Source organism: Embleya hyalina, assembly GCF_003967355.1.
GTDB lineage: Bacteria > Actinomycetota > Actinomycetes > Streptomycetales > Streptomycetaceae > Embleya > Embleya hyalina.
Map to the genome: position 1 here is coordinate 49,550 of NZ_BIFH01000039.1, position 21,136 is coordinate 70,685.

The following is a 21,136-nucleotide window of genomic DNA, read 5'->3' on the forward strand; positions in this document are numbered from 1 at the left end:
CCTAGGATCCTTGACCGAGTCATTCAAGCGATCCGCGATGTGATCTCGCATGGAAGCGAGGAGTCCCGACAACGCACGAGGGCGACCCGCCCTTCGGCGGATCGCCCTCGTGGCCCCCCTCATCCCCCCCGGATGAAAGTTTCGTCGGCCCGAAAGACCCGGAAGACCGGATCCGGGCCCGGGCCTCAGCCCACGTTCTCGATCCCGGCCATGCCCTTCTCCACGTCCAGCACCTCGACGGAGGAGACCTTGCGGCCGGTGTTGCTCTGCGCCCACTGCTTCGCCTCGTTGGCGAGCTTGCCCGCCTTGTCCATCCGGGCACTCTCGGCGGTGAGGTTCTCGGTGAGCGAGACCTCGGCGGGCAGCGTGGTCATGACGGCGATGTCGTAGCCGGAGTAGGTCTTGGCGATCCGGACCTTGGTGACCAGCGAGCCGTAGGTGGTGGTCTTCAACTCGGCCAGCATGTCGGCGGCGTACTTCTCCGAGCCGGCCCTGTCGCCGTCCTTCTCCGCGCCGTTCTCGATCCCGGCGGTGCCCTTCTCCTTGTCGAGCACCGACACCGACGAGATCGTCAAAGCGGCCGAGTCCTGGGTCCATTGCAACGCCTCGACGGCGAGCTTCCGGCCCTTGTCCATCCGGGCATTGGCGCCCTTGACGTCCTCGGTGATCGAGACCTCGGCGGGCAGCGTGGTGTTGACGGTGACCTCGTACCGCTCGTACTGCTTCGCGATCCGCACCTCGGACACCACCCCGCCGTGCCTGGTGGTCTTCAGGTAGGCGAGCAGATCCTGCGCGACCTTGTCGGTGCCGCCCTTCGCCTCGCCCTTGTCGCTCTTCTCCGGCTTGGCCGGCTCGGCGCCGGGCGCCGCGCTCGTGTCCGCCGCGCCGGTGGTCTTCGGCGACTCGACCGTCGCGCTCGACGCCTTGCCCTCGTCCTTCTTCGGGCCGCACGCGGCGAGCGAACCGGTCAGGGCGATCGTCGCGGCGACCGCCACGGTGGTGACCAGGCCCCGGCGCCGGCCCCGCGGGGTCGCGGTCGAAGCGGACTGCCGGCGAACGGTCGGCCGGGGAGCGATCGGGGACATGGGGTTTCCCTTCGGAAGCACTGCTTGGAGTCACTGCTCTGACGCTTGGAGTCACTGCTCCGACACACGGCGCAGACAGGCGGACGGTGCGGGTGTTTCCGGGGTTGCACCGTGCTGCCGAGGTCAATGGAAACAGTAGCTGTGAACTCTGTCAACACAACTTCCACGTCGACATTACGTTGCTTCTCTATGATTGACTTCTCGTGGTTCACACCCCAGGTCATGAGGAGGAGACGGTGTCCACCAGCCCCCAGGTCACCGCTGCCGAGATCGCCCGCATCGCGGGTGTCGGGCGCGCCGCCGTGAGCAACTGGCGTCGGCGCTTCGACGACTTCCCGCGACCCGTGGGCGGCAGCGACGCGAGCCCCACCTTCGCGCTGGCCGACGTGGAGGGCTGGTTGCGCGCCCAGGGCAAGATCGCCGAGGTCGCGCCCGAGGAACGGCTGTGGCGCCTGATCGCGGCCGGCGGCGACGTGGCCGACCGGCTCGCCGACATCGGCGAATACCTGCTCGCGGGCGCGCCCGCCCCGGTCGGCCCGCACGCCGATCGGCTCCGCGCCGCCGGCGACCTCGCCGCGACCCGGGGGGCGCCCGCCGTGTTCGCCGACCTGTACGCCCGCTTCGCCGAGTCGCCCGCGAGCCCCGGTGGCGCCACACCCGCGACCACCGTCGCGCTGATCGCCGAACTCGCGGGCGCCGGACGGGAGAAGCCGGTCACCGTACTCGACCCCGCGACCACCCACGGTGACCTGCTGCTCGGCTTCGTGCGCTCCGCACGCACGCTGCGCGGGCAGACCGAGGCGCCGGCCCTGGCCCGGTTGATCCGGGTCCGCCTCGCGCTGCACCCGGACGCCGCGCCGGACACCGACGTCGCCGTCGCCGAGGGCGACGGGCTGCGCGCCGACGCGTGGCCCGCCGCCCGCTTCGCCGCCGTCGTGGGCAACCCGCCGTTCAACGACCGCAACTGGGGACACGACGAACTGGCCTACGACCAGCGCTGGGAGTACGGCCTGCCGCCGCGCACCGAATCCGAGCTGGCCTGGGTGCAGCACGCGCTCGGGCACGCCGAGGCGGGCGGCCGGGTGGTGCTGTTGATGCCGCCGGCGGTGGCGGCCCGCGGCTCGGGGCGCCGCATCCGGGCCGAACTGCTGCGCCGGGGCGCGCTGCGCGCGGTGTTCGGCCTGCCCGCCGGCGCCGCGCCGCCGTTCGGCGTGGCGCTGCACCTGTGGATCCTGGAGCAGCCCACCGGCGAGCGCATGCCCTCACACGTGTTGTTCGCCGAGCTCGACGACCTGGCGAACCCCGTCACGGCGGACACCGCGCTGCGCGCCTGGCGCGACTTCCGCGCCGACCCGGCGGGCCTGGCCGAGATCCCGGGCCGACACCGCGCGGTACCGCTGATCGAACTCCTCGACGACAACGTCGACCTGACCCCGGCGCACAACCTGCCCGCGCAGACCGACCTGAACGTGGCCGAGCGGGTGCAGGACACCCGCGCCCGGCTGCTCGCCCTGCTGGCCCGCCTGCCGCACCTGGTACCCGCCGTGCCGGCCGCCGAGGAGGGCGCCGGGACGTGGCGCTCGGTCGCGCTCGCCGACCTGGCCCGCGCCGGCGCGGTCACCCTGTACCGCAGCGCCTCCCGGGCCGGGCGGGTCGGCCACGAGACACCCCCCGGCCCGACCGTGCCGATGCTCACCACCACCGACCTGGCCGCCGCCGTGCCGCCGAGCGCACGCCTGTCCGCGGCCGAGGCGGACGAGGCGCAACACCCCCGGATCCACGCCGGCGACGTGATCGTGCCGACCCTGCTCGGCGGCGACGAGCACGGCTGGGCGAGCGCGGTCCGCGTCGCCGGTTCCGCCGAGCGGGACGCGGTCCTCGGGCCCAACCTGCACCTGCTGCGCCCCGACCCGGCCGCGCTCGATCCGTGGTTCCTGGCCGGGTTCCTGACCGACCCGGCACACGCGCGGCGGGCCGGCTACGGCTCCAGCATCGTGCGGGTCGACGTGCGGCGGATCGAGATCCCGTTGCTGCCGCCGGACCGGCAGCGCGCGTACGGCGAGACCTTCCGGGCGCTGCGGACGTTCGTGACCGACCTGCGCGGCGCCGCCGCGCTCGGCGAGGACCTGGGCCGGGGCCTGCTGGAGGGCCTGACCGCGGGGCTGCTCCGACCACCGGGATAGCCGGGACGACGGCTCTCAGCGCCCCTCCAGGGCCCGCAGCACGCCCCGGGAGCGGTCGGCGGGCGCGGCGGCGCGGAGCGGGCCCGTCCGGGTCAGCCCGGCCGCCGCGGCGGTCCAGTCGGGGCCGGTGTAGCAGCGCACCAGGGCCTCGGCGGCGGTGCGGTGCACGTCGCCCATCGAGTACAGCTCCTCGCCCGGGACGATCCGATGCCGCCCCCGTCCGGCCGGCCGCGCCTCCCGCTCCGGCCAGTGCGCGTGCACCACCACGCGCGGCTCCTCGACCGGCTCCGGCGCGGCCAGCGTGGAAAAGGACAGCGTGTACGGGAGCAGCGGGCCGACCAGGTCGCACAGGCCCCACAGGACCGCCTCCGGGTCCGGCACGCCGTCCGCCTCGGAGAGCGCGAAGGTCTCGTCGGGCCGGGCGAGCACCGCCGCGACCACGTCCGCCAGCACGTCGGCGTGTTCGCCGGCACGGGCCCGCAGGCGGGGTGCGCAGCGGGCCAGTTCGGCGTCGAGCACCTTCGGGTCGATCCGGGGCGCGGGCCGACCGGTGGGCTGCTCCAGGCCCGCCGGATCCTCCCCGGCGGCGCCGAGGGCGAGCGCGTGGCGGGGCCCGGCGAGCGAGACCGCCGCGGGGTCGGAGCGGGCCGGCGCCATCAGCACCAGGGCCCGGCCGGGGGTGCGCCGGATCAGCGTGGGCCGACCGCCGAGCGGACCGAACCGGACCGCGGGCCGGCCGGCCGCGCGCCCGCCGCCCGGTTCGGGGTCGATCATCGGCGCCAGCACCGGGTGCCATCGGCGCAGGTCGGCGTCGGCCAGGGACGAGGCGAGCACGCCGGCCGGTCCCGGTCCGGGCAGGTCGTACAGGATCCGGTCCAGCATCGGGGCCCGCGCCGACCGGTACGGCTCGCGCGTGTAGGGCCGGGTGGGGGCGGGCGCGGGCATCGGCCGGGTCGGCTCGGCGGGCGGCGGGCGATCCGGTCCGCTGCGGTGGGCCCCGCCCGGGCGCGGGCGCTCGGGCGTGGGCGCGCGCACCGCCTCGGGCTCCGGCGCGGGGCGCGGGGGACGCGGCCGGGGCGCCTCAGCGCCGGGCCGGATCCGCCGCTCGTGCTCGTACAGCAGGTCCAGCACCGGCCGGGGCAACCACGCGGCGGCCTCGTACGGACGCCGGCGGCCGGTCAGCAGCTCGGCGAAGTCGGCCACCACCCGCTCCGGGGTCGGCCGCCGATCGGCCCGCCGGCGCAGGCACGACTCGACCAGCGGCAGCAGTTCCGGCGGCAGCCCGCTCAGGTCCGGGTCGCGATTGCGCACGGCGCTCATCACCCGCATCGCGCTGCCCTGGTACGGCGCGTGCCCGGCGCCCGCGAACAGCAGCGTGGCACCCATCGCGTACACGTCGGAGCGGACCGTGCCGGATTCGCCCTCGACCTGCTCGGGGGCCATGTAGGCGATCGTGCCGACCAGGTTGACGGTGTCCTGGTCCTGGGCGAGGGCGAGCCCGAAGTCGATCACCTTCGGGCCGTCCAGGGTGACCAGGATGTTGCCCGGGGCCAGGTCGCGGTGCACCAGGCCCGCCCCGTGGATCGCGCCCAGCGCCTCGGCCACCCCGGCGGCCAGCCAGCGCACCGCGTCCGGCGGCAGCGGGCCGCACTCGTCGACCACCTCGCGCAGCGACGGCGCCGGCACGTACGCCGTGGCCAGCCAGGGCCGCGCGGCCGCCGGGTCGGCGGCCACCACCGCGGCCGTGAACACCCCGCTCACCAGCCGCGCCGCCTGCACCTCGCGGGCGAATCGCCGCCGGAAGTCCTCGTCGTGGTCCGACTCGGCCAGGATCGTCTTGATCGCCACCAGCCGACCCGCCGGGGACAGGCCCAGGAAGACCCGGGCCATGCCGCCGCGGCCGAGCCGGGACAACACCCGGTAGGGTCCGATCCGGCGTGGATCGTAGGCGTCCAGGGGCGCCGGCCCCCGTCGTCCGTCGTCGGTCACGCAACGTCCCCCCGGCTGCCCGATCGTGTGCCCCTCATCATGACGCCGCATGGGTGACCCCCGAAGCGGGAAGCCGAAACACAGGGCACCGTCGCGCCCCGAGGCGGCGGTGACCAAGGGCGTTGCGACCCGACACCCTGGGTCAGGTGACGCGGCTCACGGTTTGTCGCCCAGGTGGGAGGTGGCTGCGAGGCCGCCTCGTGCGCCTGCTATTCGTACTGATGCACACATGTCACAAAGACCGGAACCGCACGGACACGATCCGGGTGGCTGCCGGAGCCTGAGCCGAGAAGTAGGGGACCCCCATGAGCGAGGACTCGGTAGTACTGCGCCACCAAGGAAACGAGCACACCTTCCCGCTGATCGAGGGCACCATCGGCGACACCGCCGTGGACATCTCGACGCTGCGCGCAAAGACGGGGCTGGTGACCTACGACGGAGGGTTCGTCAACACCGCCGCGTGTAAATCGGCGATCACCTTCATCGACGGCGAGGAGGGCATCCTCCGCTATCGCGGCTACCCGATCGAGCAGATCGCGGAGCAGGGGACCTTCCTGGAGACGGCGTATCTGCTGATCTACGGCGAGTTGCCGTCGGTGGGCGCGCTGGACAACTTCCGCGACGAGATAACCCAGCACACGCTGCTGCACGAGGACGTCAAGCGGTTCTACGACGGCTTCCCGCGCGACGCGCACCCGATGGCGATGTTGTCGTCCGTGGTGTCCGCGCTGTCGACGTTCTACCAGGACAGCCACAACCCGTTCGACGAGGAGCAGGTCCGGCTCTCGGCGATAAGGCTGCTGGCGAAGCTGCCGACGATCGCGGCCTACGCGTTCAAGAAGTCGGTCGGCCAGCCGATGCTCTACCCGGACAACTCGCTCGGCTACGTCGAGAACTTCCTGCGGATGACCTTCGCCGTCCCGGCCGAGTCCTACAAGGCGGACCCGGTCGTGGTGGACGCGCTGGACAAGCTGCTCATCCTGCACGGCGACCACGAGCAGAACTGCTCGACCTCGACGGTGCGCCTCGTCGGCTCCAGCCAGGCGAACATGTTCGCGTCCATCTCGGCCGGCATCAACGCGCTGTGGGGCCCGCTGCACGGCGGCGCCAACCAGCAGGTGCTGGAGATGCTGGAGCAGATCAAGAACGATGGCGGCGACATCGACGCCTTCGTGAACAAGGTGAAGAACAAGGAGGACGGCGTCCGCCTGATGGGCTTCGGCCACCGGGTGTACAAGAGCCGCGACCCGCGCGCGACGATCATCAAGAAGGCCGCCGACGACGTCCTGTCCCGGATGGGCAAGAAGGACGAACTGCTCGACCTCGCGATGCAGTTGGAGGAGCGCGCGCTGGCCGACGACTACTTCGTCGAGCGCAAGCTCTACCCGAACGTGGACTTCTACACCGGGCTGATCTACCGGGCGATGGGCTTCCCCACCGAGATGTTCACGGTGCTGTTCGCGATCGGCCGGCTGCCGGGCTGGATCGCGCACTGGCAGGAGATGATCGCCGACCCGAAGGCCAAGATCGGCCGTCCGCGCCAGGTGTACACCGGCGTCGCGCTGCGCGACTACACCCCCATCGGTGCCCGCTGACCCGCAACGAACACCCGACGACGATCCCGGAGTCGAGGCTCGCGAACCGCGGTTCGCGAGCGACGGCTCCGGGATCGTCGCGTGTTCGGGGCAGCGGGGCGGGCGGGTTCGCCCGCCCCGCGCTCAGCCGTTGGTCCCGGCCGACGGGCCCTTGCCGGTGACCGCGTCCAGGACGTACAGGTGGCGGTCGGCGCTGCCCACGAAGAGCAGGCCGTCGGCCACGATCGGGGACGTCACCCGACCGCCGGTGGTGAACCGCCAGCGGGGCTCGCCGCCCATGCCGACCGCGAGCACCGAACCGTTGCTGCTGCCCGCGTACACCATGTCCTCGGCGACCACGGGCGAGGTGACCCAGCCCTCGGCGCCGTAACGCCAGACACAGCGCGTGGTGTTGACGTCGACCGCGTACAGGCCGCCGTCGCCGCTGCCGAAGAAGGACAGGTTGCCCGAGGTCGCCGGTTGGGCGACCGGGCCGCCCGCGCCGAACCAGCCGCGCATCGCGCCGTCGCCGGCGTTGAGCAGGTACAGGTACTGGTCGGTGCTGCCGACGTGCACGATCCCGTTGGCCACCGTCGGCGAGGACACCCAGCCGCCGGTGGGGAAGCGCCAGCGACACCAGCCGGTGGCCGCGTCCAGCGCGTAGACGCAGCGGTCGCTGGAGCCGAAGTACACCGTGCCGTCCACGACGGTGGGCGAGGTGGCCCAGCCGCCGGTGGGGAACCGCCAGCGACAGCGCCCGGTGGCGGCGTCCACGGCGTAGAGCGCGTTGTCGCTGGACCCGAAGTAGACGGTGCCGTCGGCGACCACCGGGGCGGCCACGACCTCGCCGCCGGTGGGGAAGCTCCAGCGCCACTGCCGCGAGGTCAGCTCCAGGGCGTAGACGTGGTTGTCCTGGCTGCTGAGGTACATCAGCTCGCCGTCCACGGCCGGCGGGTGCGACCAGCCCGAGGAGTCGAACCGCCACTCGCGTGTGGCCAGATGCAGGGTGTGCAGCCCGTTGTCGTTGCTGTGCACGTGTACGCGGGCGGTCCGCCCGGAGCCCGCGCGCACCGGCGGGGTCAGGATCTCGCCGGTCGCGGCGAACCGCCACACCGGTGCGGCCTCCATGCCGCCGGTGGGGGTGCGCGGCGGCGTGGGGTGCTGGCGGGGCACGTCGGGACCGCTCTCCGGCCACGTGACCGGAGAGTTGGGTATCGGGGCGGGCGGCCGGGCCACCCGCTCGGTCGGCAGCGCCGGCGAGGGGGAGGACGTGGACACCGGTCGTCCCGAGACCGGTCGCGAGCCGCCCGGCGGGCCGCCCGTCGGCGAGTTCGTCGGCGGGGCCGGCGGCCGGGGCGGCGGCTTGCGGGTCGGGTTCGTCGGCGGACGTTGTGGCGGCGGTGGCCGGTGTGTCTCCGGGCGCGGCGCCGGACGCGACTCCTGGCGCACCTGGTTGGGCAGTTTGCCCATGTTGTTCGGGTCCGGGCGCACGTTCTCCGGCAGTTCGGGCGGCTGCCCCCCGTCGGGCTCGACGAGTTCGCGGACCGGCGGCGTGCGCGGGCCCATCGTCGGTCGGTACTGGCTCTCGAACCGCTGCACCATCGCCGACGCGTTGTCGGGCAGCTGGCTGTCCGCGTCGCTGTCGTCCAGGAGCGGGGCGAGCTGGTTGAGCAACTGGGTCGGGCTCGGCCGGTGTTCGGCGGCGCGCTGCATGCACAGGTTGACCAGGCCGGTCAGCTCGGTCGGCAGCCCTTCCAGGTCCGGCGAGCCGGTGACCAGGCGCAGCAGCGCCTCGGCGGGCTTGCGGTCGGGGTAGGGCGAGTGCCCGGTGGCCGCGTACACCAGCGTGGCGCCGAGCGAGAACATGTCGCTGGCGGGGGTGATGTCGCGCACGCCCTGTGCCTGTTCGGGCGACATGTACGCCGGGGTGCCGACGGCGACGCCGGTCATGGTGAGCGAGCCGAAGTCGGCGGCGCGCGAGATGCCGAAGTCGATCACCTTGGGGCCGTCGCTGGCGACCAGCACGTTGGACGGCTTCAGGTCGCGGTGCACCAGGCCGGCGGCGTGTACGGACTCCAGCGCCTCGGCGATGCCGGCGGCCATCCAGCGCACCGCGCGCGGCGGCAGCGGGCCGCAGGCGCGGACCAGCGACTCCAGCGAGGGCGCGGGTACGTACGCGGTGGCCAGCCACGGCACCGCGGCGTCGGGATCGGCGTTGACCACGGCGGCGGTGAACACGCCGCTGACCCGGCGGGCCGCGGCCACCTCCTGCGCGAAGCGCGCGCGAAAGCCCGGATCGCCGCCCAGCTCCGAGCGGATGGTCTTGATCGCGACCAGTCGCCCGAAGGGCGAACGCCCCAGATAGATACGGCCCATGCCGCCGGCACCGAGTCGGCCGAGCACCGCGTAGGGGCCGATCCGTTCCGGATCCCCCTTGGCCGGTGGCTCACCCGGCCATCCGTGTTCCGTCACAATCCCCCCGAAGTCGCTCCACCGCCCATCATCCCCGCCGAGCGGCTGTTTCGACAGGAACAGGCGGGAGGAGTGCCACGGCGCCGGTCGTCCCGTCGTCGCGATAGAGGTGCCCCGGGGCGGAGCACCCGCTGCCTGTCGCAGGGTACCCGCCTGCTCGCTCCGCCGCCCACGCCGCGTCCCGCTTGGACCGAAACACGGGGGAATCCCCCAGGCGTCGATCACGAAGAGTGGCCGCCGAAGCGGAAATTACTCCATTGATCGGTTCTTTTCGGGCGTGTCGTACTCCCGGACCGCGAACACCCGGGCCGGTTCGCGGGAACCGGTCCGGGTGTCGAGGTGTCGACGGGCGAGCGGAGGACCGCCCGGCGACGACGGCTAGTGCAGGCCACCGGTGGTCTCGGCGGGCAGCTCCGACTTGTCGACCCGCAGCACCGCGACCGCGATCACCGCGGCGACGGCGAGCAGGATGCCGGCGGTCATGAAGCCCGCCGTGTAGCCCTCGGTGAGGGCGACCTTGATCGTGTGCAGATCCGGGGCCTTGCCGCCGAGCTTGGCCACCTCGTCCCGCAGCTTGTCGTCCTTGGCGCTGGAGTAGATCGTGGTCAGCACCGCGATCGCCACGGCGCCGCCCACCTGCTGGGTGACGTTGAGCATCGCGGAGCCGATGCCCGCGTCCTCCGGGGCGATGCCGGCCACCGCGGTGGCCATGATCGCGACGAAGATCAGGCCCATGCCCAGACCGAAGATGATCATCGCGGGCAGCAGGCCGGTGACGTAGCTCGAGTCGACGTCGAGCATCGCGTAGTAGAACAGACCGACCGCGGCCAGGACCGGACCCACGGTCAGCAGCACCCGCGGGCCGATCTTCGGCAACATCACGCTGGTGAACTGGGCCGAGACCATCACGCCCGCGCACAGCGGGAGATAGGCGAGACCGGACTTGATCGGCGAGTAGCCCGCGACGAGCTGCATGTAGAGGGTGATGAAGAAGAACGAACCCATCATGCCGCCGGCGGCGAGCGCCATCACCACGTAGCTGGCGGAGCGGTTGCGGTTGTGGAACAGCCGCATCGGCATGAGCGGTCGCTCGACCTTGAGCTCGATCACGATGAAGGCGGCGATCAGCACTGCGGACAGGGCCAGCGAGCCGATGGTCAGCCCGTCGCCCCAACTCTTGTCCGCGGCCCGGATCACGCCGTAGACCAGCGCGGTCACACCGAGGGTGGAGGTGAGCGCGCCGGGGATGTCCAACCGGCCGCGCCAGATGGCCTTCTCGCCGGTCTTCGCGTCGTCCGGGATGGCCAGCGGCAACGCGGCCACCAGGGCTATGCCGATCGGCACGTTGACGAACATGACCCAGCGCCAGGACAGGTACTCCACGAGCAGGCCGCCCATGAGCAGACCGACCGCCGAACCCATGCCCGACACCGCGGCGTAGACCCCGAACGCCTTGTTGCGTTCCGGCCCTTCCTCGAAGGTGGTGGTCACCAACGACAGGACCGCGGGGGCCACCATCGCGCCGCCCACGCCCTGGAGGGCCCGCGAGGCGAGCAGCATGGCCTCGTTGCCGGCGAACCCGCCGAGCAGGCTCGCGACCGTGAACACGATCAGGCCGAGCGCCAGGAGGCGGCGTCGGCCGAAGAGGTCACCGAGCCGACCACCGAGCAGCAGCAGGCCGCCGAAGGTCAGCATGTAGGCGTTCATCACCCAGGAGAGCGATGTTTCGCTGATGTCGAGCGCCTTGCCCATGTCGGGAAGCGCGATGTTCACGATGGTCGCGTCGAGCACGATCATCAACTGGGCCCCTGCGAGCAGGGCCAGGGCCAGTCCGCGACGCGCGTGCGGCGCCTCGGCGGACGGGGATCCGGTCGAACCGGCCACCTCGGGAGGTGCCGTCGTCATGGATTGCCTCGCATTACTAGTGGACGTGAGCGTTCTCTACGTGAATCTAGAGCTTATGCCTTAGAGAACGCAAACGTTTTCTGTAGCATGGCAGCCGGAGGTGACAGTGAGCACAGGAGTACGCGCCGGTCAAGTCGAGACAGCCCTGCTGGTCACCGACTACCGACAGCGCCCCCGCAAGCGCGGCGTCACGCTGGAGCGGGCGATCACCGAGGCCGTGGTCGCCGAGCTGGGCGAACGCGGCTACGCCGGAGTCACCTTCGAGGGAGTCGCGGCCCGGGCCGGGACCGGCAAGTCGGCGCTGTACCGGCGCTGGCCGGACAAGGTGGGCATGGTCGCCGACGCGCTCTCCGCCACGCTGCCGGACCCGGAATCCCTTTCCTTCCCGGGCGTGTTGCGCGGCGACCTGATCGTCTACCTGGAGGCCATCGCACGCAGCATGCTCGGCCCGCTGGGCCTGGGCACGCGCATGCTGTGCGGCGAACTGAGCCGGCACCACGAGTTCGCCGAGATGTGGGAGCAGCGGGTGGTCGCCCCGTGGACGTCGCTGCTGACCGACGTGATCGCCGACGCCATCGCCCGCGGCGAGGCCCGCCAGGGCGCCCTGGCCCCGGAGTGCGTGCTGGCCGGACCCACGTTCCTGTGCCAGCGCTTCACCGTCTCGGGCATACCGATGACCAGCGCCGAGATCGAGTCCCTGGTGGACAACGCGCTGATCCCGATGCTGGCCTTCCGCGACTGAGGACGGTCGTGTCCCCGGCCGGCGACACGACCGCCGGAAGGCGCCGACCGGATCGATGGTCGACGCCTTCCCTTGTCGCCGCGCCGCGGGCGCGGACCGCACGCCCCGGCTACTTCGCCGGGTCGACCCCGAACGTGCGGGCCAGGTCGTCCAGGATCACGTCCGCGCCCTGGAGGGACACCGCGGTCATCCAGCTCTCGTCCTTGACCTCGTACACGTGCCCGGCCTGTACGGCCTTCAGGCGCTGCCACAGCGGGTTGGCCAGGAACTTGTTCTTGCGCTCCTCGCCGCCGGAGAAGGTGGTCATGAAGATGTGGTCGGCGTCGGCCTGCCCGATCTGCTCCTCGCTGAGTTCGATGTTGAACTTCTCGGGGTCGCGCTGGTTCTCGGGGCGGGCCAGGCCCATGTCGCTCAGGATGATGCCGCTGAACGTCTTGCCGAGGTAGATGCGCGTCGGGCCGTCCACGAAGCGCACGATGGACACCGTCGGCTTGTTTGCCTTCGCGTTGATCGCGTCGCCGACCCTGCGGGCCCGCGTCTCGTACGCGGTGAGCTTGGCGTTGGCCTTGTCGTCCTCGCCGAGCGCCCGGCCGACGAGCTTGACGTTGTCCTAGCTCCTGGCCCTCGGCCTGTGCGGGCGGCTCAACGCCCTCGCCCTGGGCGACGACCTCGCCTCGACCCTCGGCGTCAAGGTCGGCGCCACCCGCGCGCTCGGCGCCCTCGCGGTCATCCTGCTCGCCGGCGCCGCGGTCGCCGCGGCCGGCCCGATCACCTTCGTCGGCCTGGTCGTTCCGCATGTGGTGCGGGCCTTCACCGGCCCGGACGCGCGCTGGCTCGTGCCCTGTTCCGGCCTCGCGGGCGCGACCCTCACCATCGGCGCCGACGTCATCGGGCGGGTGGTGGCGCGCCCCGGCGAACTCGAGGTGGGCGTGGTCACCGCGATCCTCGGCGCGCCGTTCCTGATCGCGCTGGTCAAGCGCGGCAAGCTCAAGGAGCACGCCCGATGAGAGTCGAACTCGGCCCCGTCGGCCTGTCCGTACGCCCGCGCGTCGCGATCGTCACCACCACGCTGCTCGCGGTCATCGCGTGCACCCTGGTCGCGTCGGTGTCCATCGGCACCTACTCCATCCCGATCCGCGACGTCGTCGACTCGCTGCTCGGCGTCGGCTCCGGCGACGCCGACCTGATCGTGCGCGAGCTGCGGCTGCCCCGCGCCCTCACCGCACTGCTGGTCGGCCTCGCGTTCGGGCTGGCCGGGGCGATCTTCCAGGCCGTCACCCGCAATCCGCTGGCCGGACCGGACCTGATCGGCATCTCCGCCGGCGCGAGCGCGGGCGCGGTCGGCACGATCCTGCTCGGCGGCGTCACCTCGGCGGGCGCCGCGTCCTTCGGCGCCGTGCCCTTCGGCGCGCTGGCCGGGGCGCTGCTGACCGCGGCCCTCATCTACGTGATGGCCTTTCGCGGCGGCACCATCACCGGCTACCGCTTCGTACTGGTGGGCCTGGCGATGCACGGCGTGCTGATGGCGCTGACCCGCTGGATGCTCGCGCGCGCCGACATCGACCAGGCGTCGCGGGCCATGGTGTGGCTCACCGGCAGCCTCAACGGGCGCGACTACGCGCACGTGCGCTGGGTGGGCCTGGCGCTGCTGGTCCTGGTTCCGCTCGTACTCGCGCTGGCCCGCCCCTACCAACTCCTCCAGTTCGACGACGACACCGCGCTCAGCCTCGGCATGCCGCTGCGGCGCGCCCGGATCGCGCTGCTCGTGGTGGCCACGTGCCTGGCGGCGGTGGCGGCGGCCTCGGCCGGACCGGTCGCCTTCGTCGCGCTCGGCGCGCCCCAGATCGCCCGCCGCCTGACCGGCACCGCCGGCATCCCGCTGATCGCGAGCGGACTGGTCGGCGCCGCGACCCTGCTCGCCGCGGACCTGGCCGCCAGACTCGCCTTCTCGCCGACCGAGTTGCCGGTGGGCATCGTCACCGGCGCGGTCGGCGCCCCGTACCTGATGTGGCTGCTCGCCCGAACCAACCGGGCCGGAAAGGGAGGCTGACATGACCGCCGGCGCACTCGACACCACGGGACTGTCCGGCCGCGGCCTGCGGCTGGGCTACGGCGACCGCGTCGTCGCCGACGACCTCGACCTGCGCATTCCCGCCGGCAAGGTCACCGCGCTCGTCGGCCCCAACGCGTGCGGCAAGTCCACCGCGCTGCGCGCCCTGGCCCGCCTGCTCAAGCCGGCGGCCGGTGTCGTCCACCTGGACGGGAGCGACATCGCCGACCTGCCCGGCCGCGAACTCGCGCTGCGCCTGGCCCTGTTGCCGCAGACGCCGAGCGCGCCCGACGGGATCGCCGTGCGCGATCTCGTCGCCCGCGGCCGGACACCCCACCAGCGCTGGTGGCGGCAGTGGTCCTCGGCCGACGAAGCCGTGGTCGATCGTGCCCTCGCGGTCACCGGCGCCGCCGCCCTCGCCGATCGCTCCATCGACGAACTCTCCGGCGGCCAGCGGCAACGCGTGTGGATCGCGATGGCGCTCGCCCAGGACACCGAGGTGCTCCTGCTCGACGAGCCCACGACCTATCTCGACCTCGCCTACCAGGTCGACGTGCTCGAACTCGTCGCCGACCTCAACCGCACCGACGGGCGCACCGTGGTGATGGTCCTGCACGAGCTCAACCACGCGTGCCGCTACGCCGACCATCTCGTCGCGATGCGCGCCGGCCGGGTCGTGGCGGCGGGCCCGCCCGCCGACATCGTCACCCCCGAACTGGTCCACGAGGTGTTCGACCTGCGCACGTCGGTGATCGCGTGCCCGGTCTCGGGTGTCCCGCTGGTGATCCCCCTGGGCGGTCGCCGAGAGGTCGCCGAACCGCCCGGCGAGGCGTAGGGCTCGGCCGCTACTCCCAGGGCAGGTCGGCGAGGGCCGGGGCGGCGTCGCCGCGCCGGACCGTGCCCTCGATCAGGCCGTACGGCCGGTCCGTGACCTGGTACACCTCCCCCGGGTTGGGTTGGCCGAACGGGCTCAGGTCGACCTCGACGTGGTGGTGGTTGGGCAGCGTCAGGCGTACCTCGGCCAGGTGCTCCTGCTCCGCCAGGACCGCCTCGCCCATCGTGTACAGGGTCTGCTGGAGCGAGAGGCTGTGCGTCTCGGCGAAGGTGCGCAGCAGGGTGTCCCGGGCGGCGCGGAACGAGGCGTCCCAGTCGGCCGGTGCGGCGCCGTCGCGGCGATGGCGCCAACCCGCCCGCACGGTCGTGGCCAGGATCCGGTCCCGGGTCGGCGCGAGCGTCGTGTAGCGGTCCGTCGAAAAGCCGTGGAACTCGGACCCGGTGGATTTGAGCACGGACACGTCCGCCAGACCGGAGCAGACCTCGACGCCCTCCGGCCCGCGCACGACCCCGGCACGGCGCACCCCCGCCGCCCGGGTCCACGCGTGCGGGTGCGGACCGTGCGTGCCGGCGATTCGCACCCAGGGGTATTCGAGCAGGCGCACCCTCGCGGTGTCGATCGAGGCGTGCGCGTCCACGAAGTGTCGGGCCAGGCGCAGGCCGAACTCCTCGATCGCGGGCAGCGGTCGGTCCTGCGCGAAGGCGTACACCACGGCGCGCATCGTGTCCGTGGGCACCACCCGGGCGTTGTCGCCGCGCAGATGGGTGTCGGCGAGGTCGCCGGACAGGGACACCGAGACGTCGAGATCGCACAGTTCGTGATCGGTCGCGGTGGTCCGGGTCACCCGGGCCACGCGCACCTCCGCCTTGCCATATCGATTCGGCCCCAGAACGATCGCCATCGGTCCGACTCCCTCGTCGCATCGGCGTGTGGTCGCCGCGAATCCAGTGTGCCCACTCGGGCCGGCAGAACGGTGGAAGCCGGACATGTCCCGGTGTTCCGGCGCCCGTCCGGAGTCGGTAACAGGAGATCGACGGGGCGGTCCGGGTCCTCGGTGACACCTCGACCCGAAGGGTAGGCTGCGGCGAAGTCCGCGGGGAGGCGAGACCGACAGGGCCGTCGGCATGCCCTGGGGCCACTCCCTGCCTTGGCACAGAACGCACGTACGTGGAGGGGGCGGCAGTCATGGATCCGCTGAAGCCGGGCGATCCCGGGGTTGTCGGGCGGTACCGACTGTCGGCCCGGCTCGGTCGGGCCGGCCTGGGGACCGTGTTCCTCGGTCGAGCGCCCGGTGGTGAGCAGGTCGCGGTCAAACTGGTGCGGTCGGACCTGGCGGCCGACAAGAAGTTCCTCGAACGATTCCGCACGGACATGGCGGCCGCGCGCGAGGTCGGCGGTACGCATGTCGCCCACGTCCTGGACGCCGACGCCGACGGCACGCCGCCGTGGCTGGTGGTCGAGCATGTCGCGGGCCCGTCCCTGGAGGCGGCCGTCGAGGCGCACGGGGCGTTTCCGGAGCGGACGTTGCGCGCGCTGGGCGCCGGGTTGGCCGAGGGCCTGGCGGCCGTGCACGAGGCGGGTCTGACGCACCGTGACCTGAAGCCGGCCAATGTCCTGCTCGCCGCCGACGGGCCCCGGGTGGCGGACTACGCGCTGGCTCGGGCGCTGGGTACGGCCGGGCTGAACCGGACCGGCGTGGTGGAGATACCGGGGCTGCCGGCGCCGGAGCAGGTCACCGGCGGGTCCATCGGTCCGGCGATCGACGTCTTCGCCCTCGGCGGCGTGCTCTGCCATGCGGCGGGCGTGGCGCCGTTCGGCACGGGGTCGGCGGCCGAACTGGCCCAGCGGGTGGTCCGGGAGACGCCGGACCTGACCGAACTCCCGGACTGGCTGCGCGAGATCGTCGCCGACTGCCTGAAGAAGCGGCCCACCGCACGGCCCGACGCGGCCGACCTGGTGGCCCGCTTCGCGGCGGCCGACCCGGCGACGGACTGGCTGCCGAAGGCGACGGCGGCCCTGCTCGCGACCCACGCGGCGGAGGCGGCGTCGGCCTCGGCCAAGCGGGTGGAGATACCGGACGCCGACGAGGCGGACACGGTGGAACCGGGCGACGCGGACGGCGCGGACGCGGACGGCTCGGACCCGGCGGAGGAGCCGGAAACGGCCGAGGTCGCGGCGTCGGCCGCGCTCGCGACACCCGCGGCGGCGCCGGCCGTGGTGGCCTCCGGGGCCAAGGCGACCAAGAAGACCAAGCCGCGCACCGGCACGGCGGCGGCTCGAAAGACGGACGCGGCCGGCGCGGACGACGAGGCGGATCGGTCCGAGACGGCGGCCGACGACACCGAGGCGAAGCCCGCTCGACCGGCGGCCGAGGGCACGAAGGCGAAGCCGGGCGGCCCGGCGACGACCGACGGCGACGCGGACGACGCAACTCCCGTGACCACCCCGGCGATCCGCGGCGCCAAGCCGGGCAGGCCCACGGCGGCCGCGCGTTCCGCCGCGGACACTCCCGAGGACGACGCGACGCCGGTTGCCACCCCGGCGGCACGGGGCGGCAAGGCCAAGGCCACCACCGACGCGGGCTCGGCCCCGGAAGCCCCCGAGGACGACGCGACCCCCGTATCCACCCCGGCGGCACGGGGCGGCAAGGCCAAGCCCGCCACCGAGGCACGTTCCGACACGGACGACGCCGAGGACGACGCGACGCCCGTGGCCACCCCGGCGGCACGGGGCGGCAAGGCCAAGGCCAAGTCCACCACCGACGCGGGCTCGGCCCCGGAAGCCCCCGAGGACGACGCGACCCCCGTATCCACTCCGGCGGCGCGGGGCGGCAAGGCCAAGCCCGCCACCGAGGCACGTTCCGACGCCGACGACGCCGAGAACGACGCGACACCGGTGGCCAACCCGGCGGCGCGGGGCGGCAAGGCCAAGCCCGCCACCGAGGCACGTTCCGACGCCGACGACGCCGAGGACGACGCGACACCCGTGGCCACCCCGGCGGTACGGGGCGGCAAGGCCAAGCCCGCCAAGCCCGCCGCCGAGGCGGGCTCGGACGTGGACGACGCCGAGGACGACGCGACCACCCCCGTAGCCGTGCCCGCCGCCCGCGACGACAAGCCGAAGGGCAAGGCGGGAGCCAAGGGCGCGCCGAAGGCCGCCGAGGTGGCGGAAGACGACGTGACAACCCCCGTGGCGGTGCCCGCCGTCCGCATCGGCAAGGACGAGGACGACGCGCCGGCCGCCGATCCCGCGCCCGAGTCGGGCAAGCCGGAGGAGCGCTACGACGGTGGCGCGCCGGTCAAGGTGCCGGTCATCCGGCGCGGCGGCAACGCCGAGACGGTCAAGGTCCCGCGCAAGCCGGACGGTCCCGCGCCGGCGGGGGCCGGGGCCGAGACGGTCAAGGTGCCGCATCCGGCCGCGAGCCCGGTCGGCGCGACCACGGTGCTGCCCGCCCCCGCGGCGCCGATCGCCGCACCGCCGCACCCGACCACGACTCCCGCGGCCGCCGCGACGGCGGCCCCGCAGCCGGGCTCCGGCATACCCTTCCCGCTCGGTCTGACCGAGCAGCGCCCCACCCCCGAGCAGCGCCCGGCCAATCCGCTGCTCTGGCACGCGGTGATCGCGCTGCTCGGCGTGACCGCCGTCGGGATAGGGCTGTTCCGGCTCACCGACTCCGCGTGGCGCGACGCCCAGAACATGATCCTGGGCGTGGTGCTCCCCGGCATCTCGGTGCTGGCCGGCCTCGCCGGCCTGGGCACGCTCGTCCTGGCCGTCGTCGACGCCCGCAAGCCCACCCCCCAGGGCGCGCCCCCGCTCGGCGCCACCCCGCAACACCTCCCCGCAGAGGCGGACTCACCCCGCTAGCCACACATCGCCCACGGTCCGCCGGTCGTCCACCCGACGACCGGCGGAGCCGGTTCCGGGCTCAGTACGATCCGGCACAACTGCCCGACATGTCCTGATAGCTGCCGGCGTTGTAGCTCTTGCCCAACGTGGGGTTGTAGCCGCTGCTCGGGTCGTACGAATTCCGACCGCCCTCGTGCGCCGGGCGCTTTCGGCGTTTCCCCTCCCGCAGCCGCCGGATCCGCAGGTCGGACACCCGGAAGGCGGCGCCCGTGTCGGCGTCGTGCAAGGCGCGTCGCCCGAACAGCGCCGCTGCCCCGATCACGTCGGGCGGGCCCTCCGCCGCCCAGTCGGCCCGGCCCCACTCCCGGCGTGCCGCCCCCAGGCACCGCACACCGGCCGGCGTCACCGTCGCCGCCCGCCGGGCGAACGGTCGCGGCACCCGCCGCATCAGTCCGGCCGCCACCAGCCCGTCCCGCACCGCGAGGATCGCCGGATCCCGGGCCGCCGCGAGCCGTACCTCGGTGAGATCGGCTCCGCTCTCGGCCGGCACCAGGGCCAGGATCGTGTCCTCGATCGGCCCCTCCCCCGTGCGCGCCGTCGCGGTCAGCCGGCCGTCCCGGGCCACGAGCAGCAGTTCCCGCACCCGCAGGCCGACGATCGTGGTGTCCACGACCCGTTCGGGGCCACCGGCCAGGAAGGCGAGTTCGCGGACGCCGACAAGGACGGGAACCGACACGGAGGGCTTCATGGATCAGGTGTACCGCGTCGATCGCCGTTCTCGGACATGCGATCGAGCATCGTGGGCAACTCCCTCACCGTGCCCACGCGTTCAGGCGCGGGCCGAGCCCGGGGGCCACACCACGTGGACCCGCCTGCCGGCCGCGCGGGCCCGGGTCACCGCCTCGGCGGTACTGCCTCGGTTGTCGTCGGGCCTGCCGTCCCAGACGGCGAGGAGCACGTCGGCCGCCGCGACCAGGCTCTCGTTGGCCGCCGCGTAGGCGTCCCGGGAAGCGTGCGGGTACGGCATCACCCGAACCTCGTCGGCCGCCGCGAGCAGGTGGTCGAAGGTCGTGCGATAGGCCGCGCCGACCCTGGACTCGCCGTAGTCGGCCGACGGGAGCAACACCACCAGTCGGCCGCCCAGATCGAGCACGACCCGGGCGAAGATCGCGTCCGCGCCGGCCGCCAGGCAGCTGTAGCCGACCAGTTCGTCCGCCGCGACACCGGCGAGCAGATCCCGGAGCGCACGGTCGACCAACGGCGCGGTCCCCGCCGCGAGGTTGATGTGCCCGGTGATGCCATAGCTGGTCACACGTGCTCCAAAGTAGATCGATCACACCGAGGGAACCCCCCATTGTTTGGGCAACCGGTCCGGATTTCCGGCGGATCCGATCGATAATCGGACCGCACCGGCACTCGGGAACACCGGCTTACGGGGAGTGGCATGCACTGGGGAGCCCGCCGCACGGCGACCGCGGCAGCAGCCGTCGCCCTGGCCGTCACACTGGCGGCCTGTACCGGCTCGTCCGGCGCGCCGCCGGCCCGGGTCCGTACCGCCGCCGACCCGGTCGTCTCGGGGGCGCATCCGGCCGGCCCGGACGACTACCCGAAACCTTCCACCGCCGCGCCGTGCGACCCGCGCCGGAGCCTGACCCCGCCCGACCCGCTGCCCGCCGGCGGTCGCATGCCCGCCGGGTCCACGATGGAGACCATCCAGCGGCGCGGCTACCTGATCGTCGGGGTGGACCAGAACACCCGCTACTTCGCCGAGTTGGATCGGCGCAGCGGCGAGATCCGGGGCTTCGACATCGAGATGGCCAAGACCCTCGCGCGGGCGATCTTCGGCGGCCCCGACGACTCCGCGCACATCCGGTACAAGGTGATCACCCAGGCCCAGCGGCCCGAGGTGCTCCGGTCCGGGGTGGTCGACGTGGTGATCGACACGATGACCATCACGTGCGAGCGCAAGCTGGACGTGGCGTTCAGCAGCGACTACTACACCGACGGCCAACGGGTGCTGGTCCGCCGCGACTCCGACGTGCGCACGCTCGCCGATCTGCGCGGCAGGCGGGTGTGCACGGTGCGGGCGACCACCTCGATCGTGTTCCTGCGCGACGATCCGGCGGGCGTGCTGCCCTACGCGGTGGAGAACTGGACGGACTGCCTGGTCGCGTTGCAGCAGGGCGAGGTGGACGCGGTCTCGACGACCTCCGCGCTGCTGCACGGACTTCGCGCGCAGGACTCGGACACCGTCGTGGTCGGGCCGGCGTTCAGCGACGAACCGCACGGCATGGCCTTCCCGTTGGCGCACGAGGACTTCGTGCGCTTCGCCAACGGGCTGCTGGAGCGGATGAAGCGCGACGGTTCGTGGCAGCGGTTGTACGACATCTGGCTGGCCGCGCCGTTGGGCCCGCAGTCGCCGCCGCGCGCGTCCTACGCGGGCTGATCGCGACAT

Annotated in this window: 14 protein-coding genes and 2 pseudogenes; 8 read left to right on the forward strand and 8 right to left on the reverse strand. The window is 73.2% G+C overall.

What is annotated here, in order from left to right; genetic code table 11:
* Window positions 1–185: 185 nt before the first annotated feature.
* A complete protein-coding gene (locus tag EMA17_RS39820; RefSeq protein ID WP_126642113.1) occupies window positions 186–1,085 on the reverse strand; it encodes a hypothetical protein in 900 nt (299 codons plus the stop codon).
* Window positions 1,086–1,321: 236 nt separating this feature from the next.
* Between EMA17_RS39820 and EMA17_RS39825 the strand changes: the two genes are divergently transcribed.
* A complete protein-coding gene (locus EMA17_RS39825) occupies window positions 1,322–3,268 on the forward strand; it encodes an N-6 DNA methylase (protein WP_126642114.1) in 1,947 nt (648 codons plus the stop codon).
* Between the two features lie 15 nt (window positions 3,269–3,283).
* Here EMA17_RS39825 and EMA17_RS55620 read toward each other — a convergent pair whose 3' ends face one another.
* Window positions 3,284–5,257, reverse strand: coding sequence for a serine/threonine-protein kinase (locus EMA17_RS55620; protein ID WP_281290588.1), 1,974 nt, complete (start codon window positions 5,255–5,257; stop codon window positions 3,284–3,286).
* 305 nt (window positions 5,258–5,562) lie between these two features.
* Here EMA17_RS55620 and EMA17_RS39835 point away from each other — a divergent pair, with 305 nt between their 5' ends.
* On the forward strand, window positions 5,563–6,852 hold the full coding sequence (locus EMA17_RS39835; RefSeq protein WP_126642115.1) for a citrate synthase: 1,290 nt from the start codon (window positions 5,563–5,565) through the stop codon (window positions 6,850–6,852).
* Window positions 6,853–6,975: 123 nt separating this feature from the next.
* On the opposite strand, the gene EMA17_RS39840 is transcribed toward EMA17_RS39835, so the two are convergent.
* Both EMA17_RS39840 and EMA17_RS39845 read right to left on the reverse strand, forming a co-directional pair.
* Window positions 6,976–9,303, reverse strand: coding sequence for a serine/threonine-protein kinase (locus EMA17_RS39840; RefSeq protein ID WP_126642116.1), 2,328 nt, complete (start codon window positions 9,301–9,303; stop codon window positions 6,976–6,978).
* A 378-nt stretch (window positions 9,304–9,681) separates the two neighbouring features.
* Window positions 9,682–11,208 carry an MFS transporter gene (locus tag EMA17_RS39845; RefSeq protein WP_126642117.1) on the reverse strand — a complete coding sequence of 509 codons (1,527 nt, stop codon included), beginning with the start codon at window positions 11,206–11,208 and terminating at the stop codon, window positions 9,682–9,684.
* Window positions 11,209–11,314: 106 nt separating this feature from the next.
* Between EMA17_RS39845 and EMA17_RS39850 the strand changes: the two genes are divergently transcribed.
* Entirely contained in the window at window positions 11,315–11,950 is a 636-nt protein-coding gene (locus EMA17_RS39850; RefSeq protein ID WP_160161731.1) for a TetR/AcrR family transcriptional regulator, read from the forward strand.
* A 109-nt stretch (window positions 11,951–12,059) separates the two neighbouring features.
* Here the strand turns inward: EMA17_RS39850 and EMA17_RS39855 are convergent.
* Window positions 12,060–12,548: pseudogene (locus tag EMA17_RS39855) on the reverse strand (ABC transporter substrate-binding protein); the annotation flags it as partial.
* Window positions 12,549–12,567: 19 nt separating this feature from the next.
* Between EMA17_RS39855 and EMA17_RS39860 the strand changes: the two are divergent.
* The 3 genes and pseudogenes from EMA17_RS39860 to EMA17_RS39870 form a co-directional block, all read left to right on the forward strand.
* Window positions 12,568–12,957: pseudogene (locus EMA17_RS39860) on the forward strand (FecCD family ABC transporter permease); the annotation flags it as partial.
* Complete coding sequence (locus EMA17_RS39865; RefSeq protein WP_126642119.1) at window positions 12,954–14,000, forward strand: FecCD family ABC transporter permease; 1,047 nt, start codon at window positions 12,954–12,956, stop codon at window positions 13,998–14,000. The pseudogene EMA17_RS39860 and the gene EMA17_RS39865, both read left to right, overlap by 4 nt.
* 1 nt (window position 14,001) lies before the next feature.
* Window positions 14,002–14,835, forward strand: a complete 834-nt coding sequence (locus EMA17_RS39870; protein WP_126642120.1) for an ABC transporter ATP-binding protein — start codon at window positions 14,002–14,004, stop codon at window positions 14,833–14,835.
* Window positions 14,836–14,845: 10 nt separating this feature from the next.
* On the opposite strand, the gene pucL is transcribed toward EMA17_RS39870, so the two are convergent.
* Window positions 14,846–15,736, reverse strand: a complete 891-nt coding sequence (gene pucL / locus EMA17_RS39875) for a factor-independent urate hydroxylase (RefSeq protein ID WP_126642121.1) — start codon at window positions 15,734–15,736, stop codon at window positions 14,846–14,848.
* Between the two features lie 284 nt (window positions 15,737–16,020).
* On the opposite strand from pucL, the gene EMA17_RS39880 reads away from it, so the two are divergent.
* Window positions 16,021–18,699 (forward strand): serine/threonine-protein kinase, encoded by a 2,679-nt coding sequence (locus tag EMA17_RS39880; protein ID WP_126642122.1) that lies wholly within the window; start codon window positions 16,021–16,023, stop codon window positions 18,697–18,699.
* A gap of 61 nt (window positions 18,700–18,760) precedes the next feature.
* Here the strand turns inward: EMA17_RS39880 and EMA17_RS39885 are convergent, their stop codons facing one another.
* Both EMA17_RS39885 and EMA17_RS39890 read right to left on the reverse strand, forming a co-directional pair.
* On the reverse strand, window positions 18,761–19,429 hold the full coding sequence (locus tag EMA17_RS39885; protein WP_126642123.1) for a TIGR04222 domain-containing membrane protein: 669 nt from the start codon (window positions 19,427–19,429) through the stop codon (window positions 18,761–18,763).
* A gap of 81 nt (window positions 19,430–19,510) precedes the next feature.
* Window positions 19,511–19,993 carry a hypothetical protein gene (locus EMA17_RS39890; RefSeq protein WP_126642124.1) on the reverse strand — a complete coding sequence of 161 codons (483 nt, stop codon included), beginning with the start codon at window positions 19,991–19,993 and terminating at the stop codon, window positions 19,511–19,513.
* 132 nt (window positions 19,994–20,125) lie between these two features.
* Between EMA17_RS39890 and EMA17_RS39895 the strand changes: the two genes are divergently transcribed.
* Entirely contained in the window at window positions 20,126–21,127 is a 1,002-nt protein-coding gene (locus EMA17_RS39895; RefSeq protein ID WP_126642125.1) for a glutamate ABC transporter substrate-binding protein, read from the forward strand.
* Window positions 21,128–21,136: the final 9 nt, after the last annotated feature.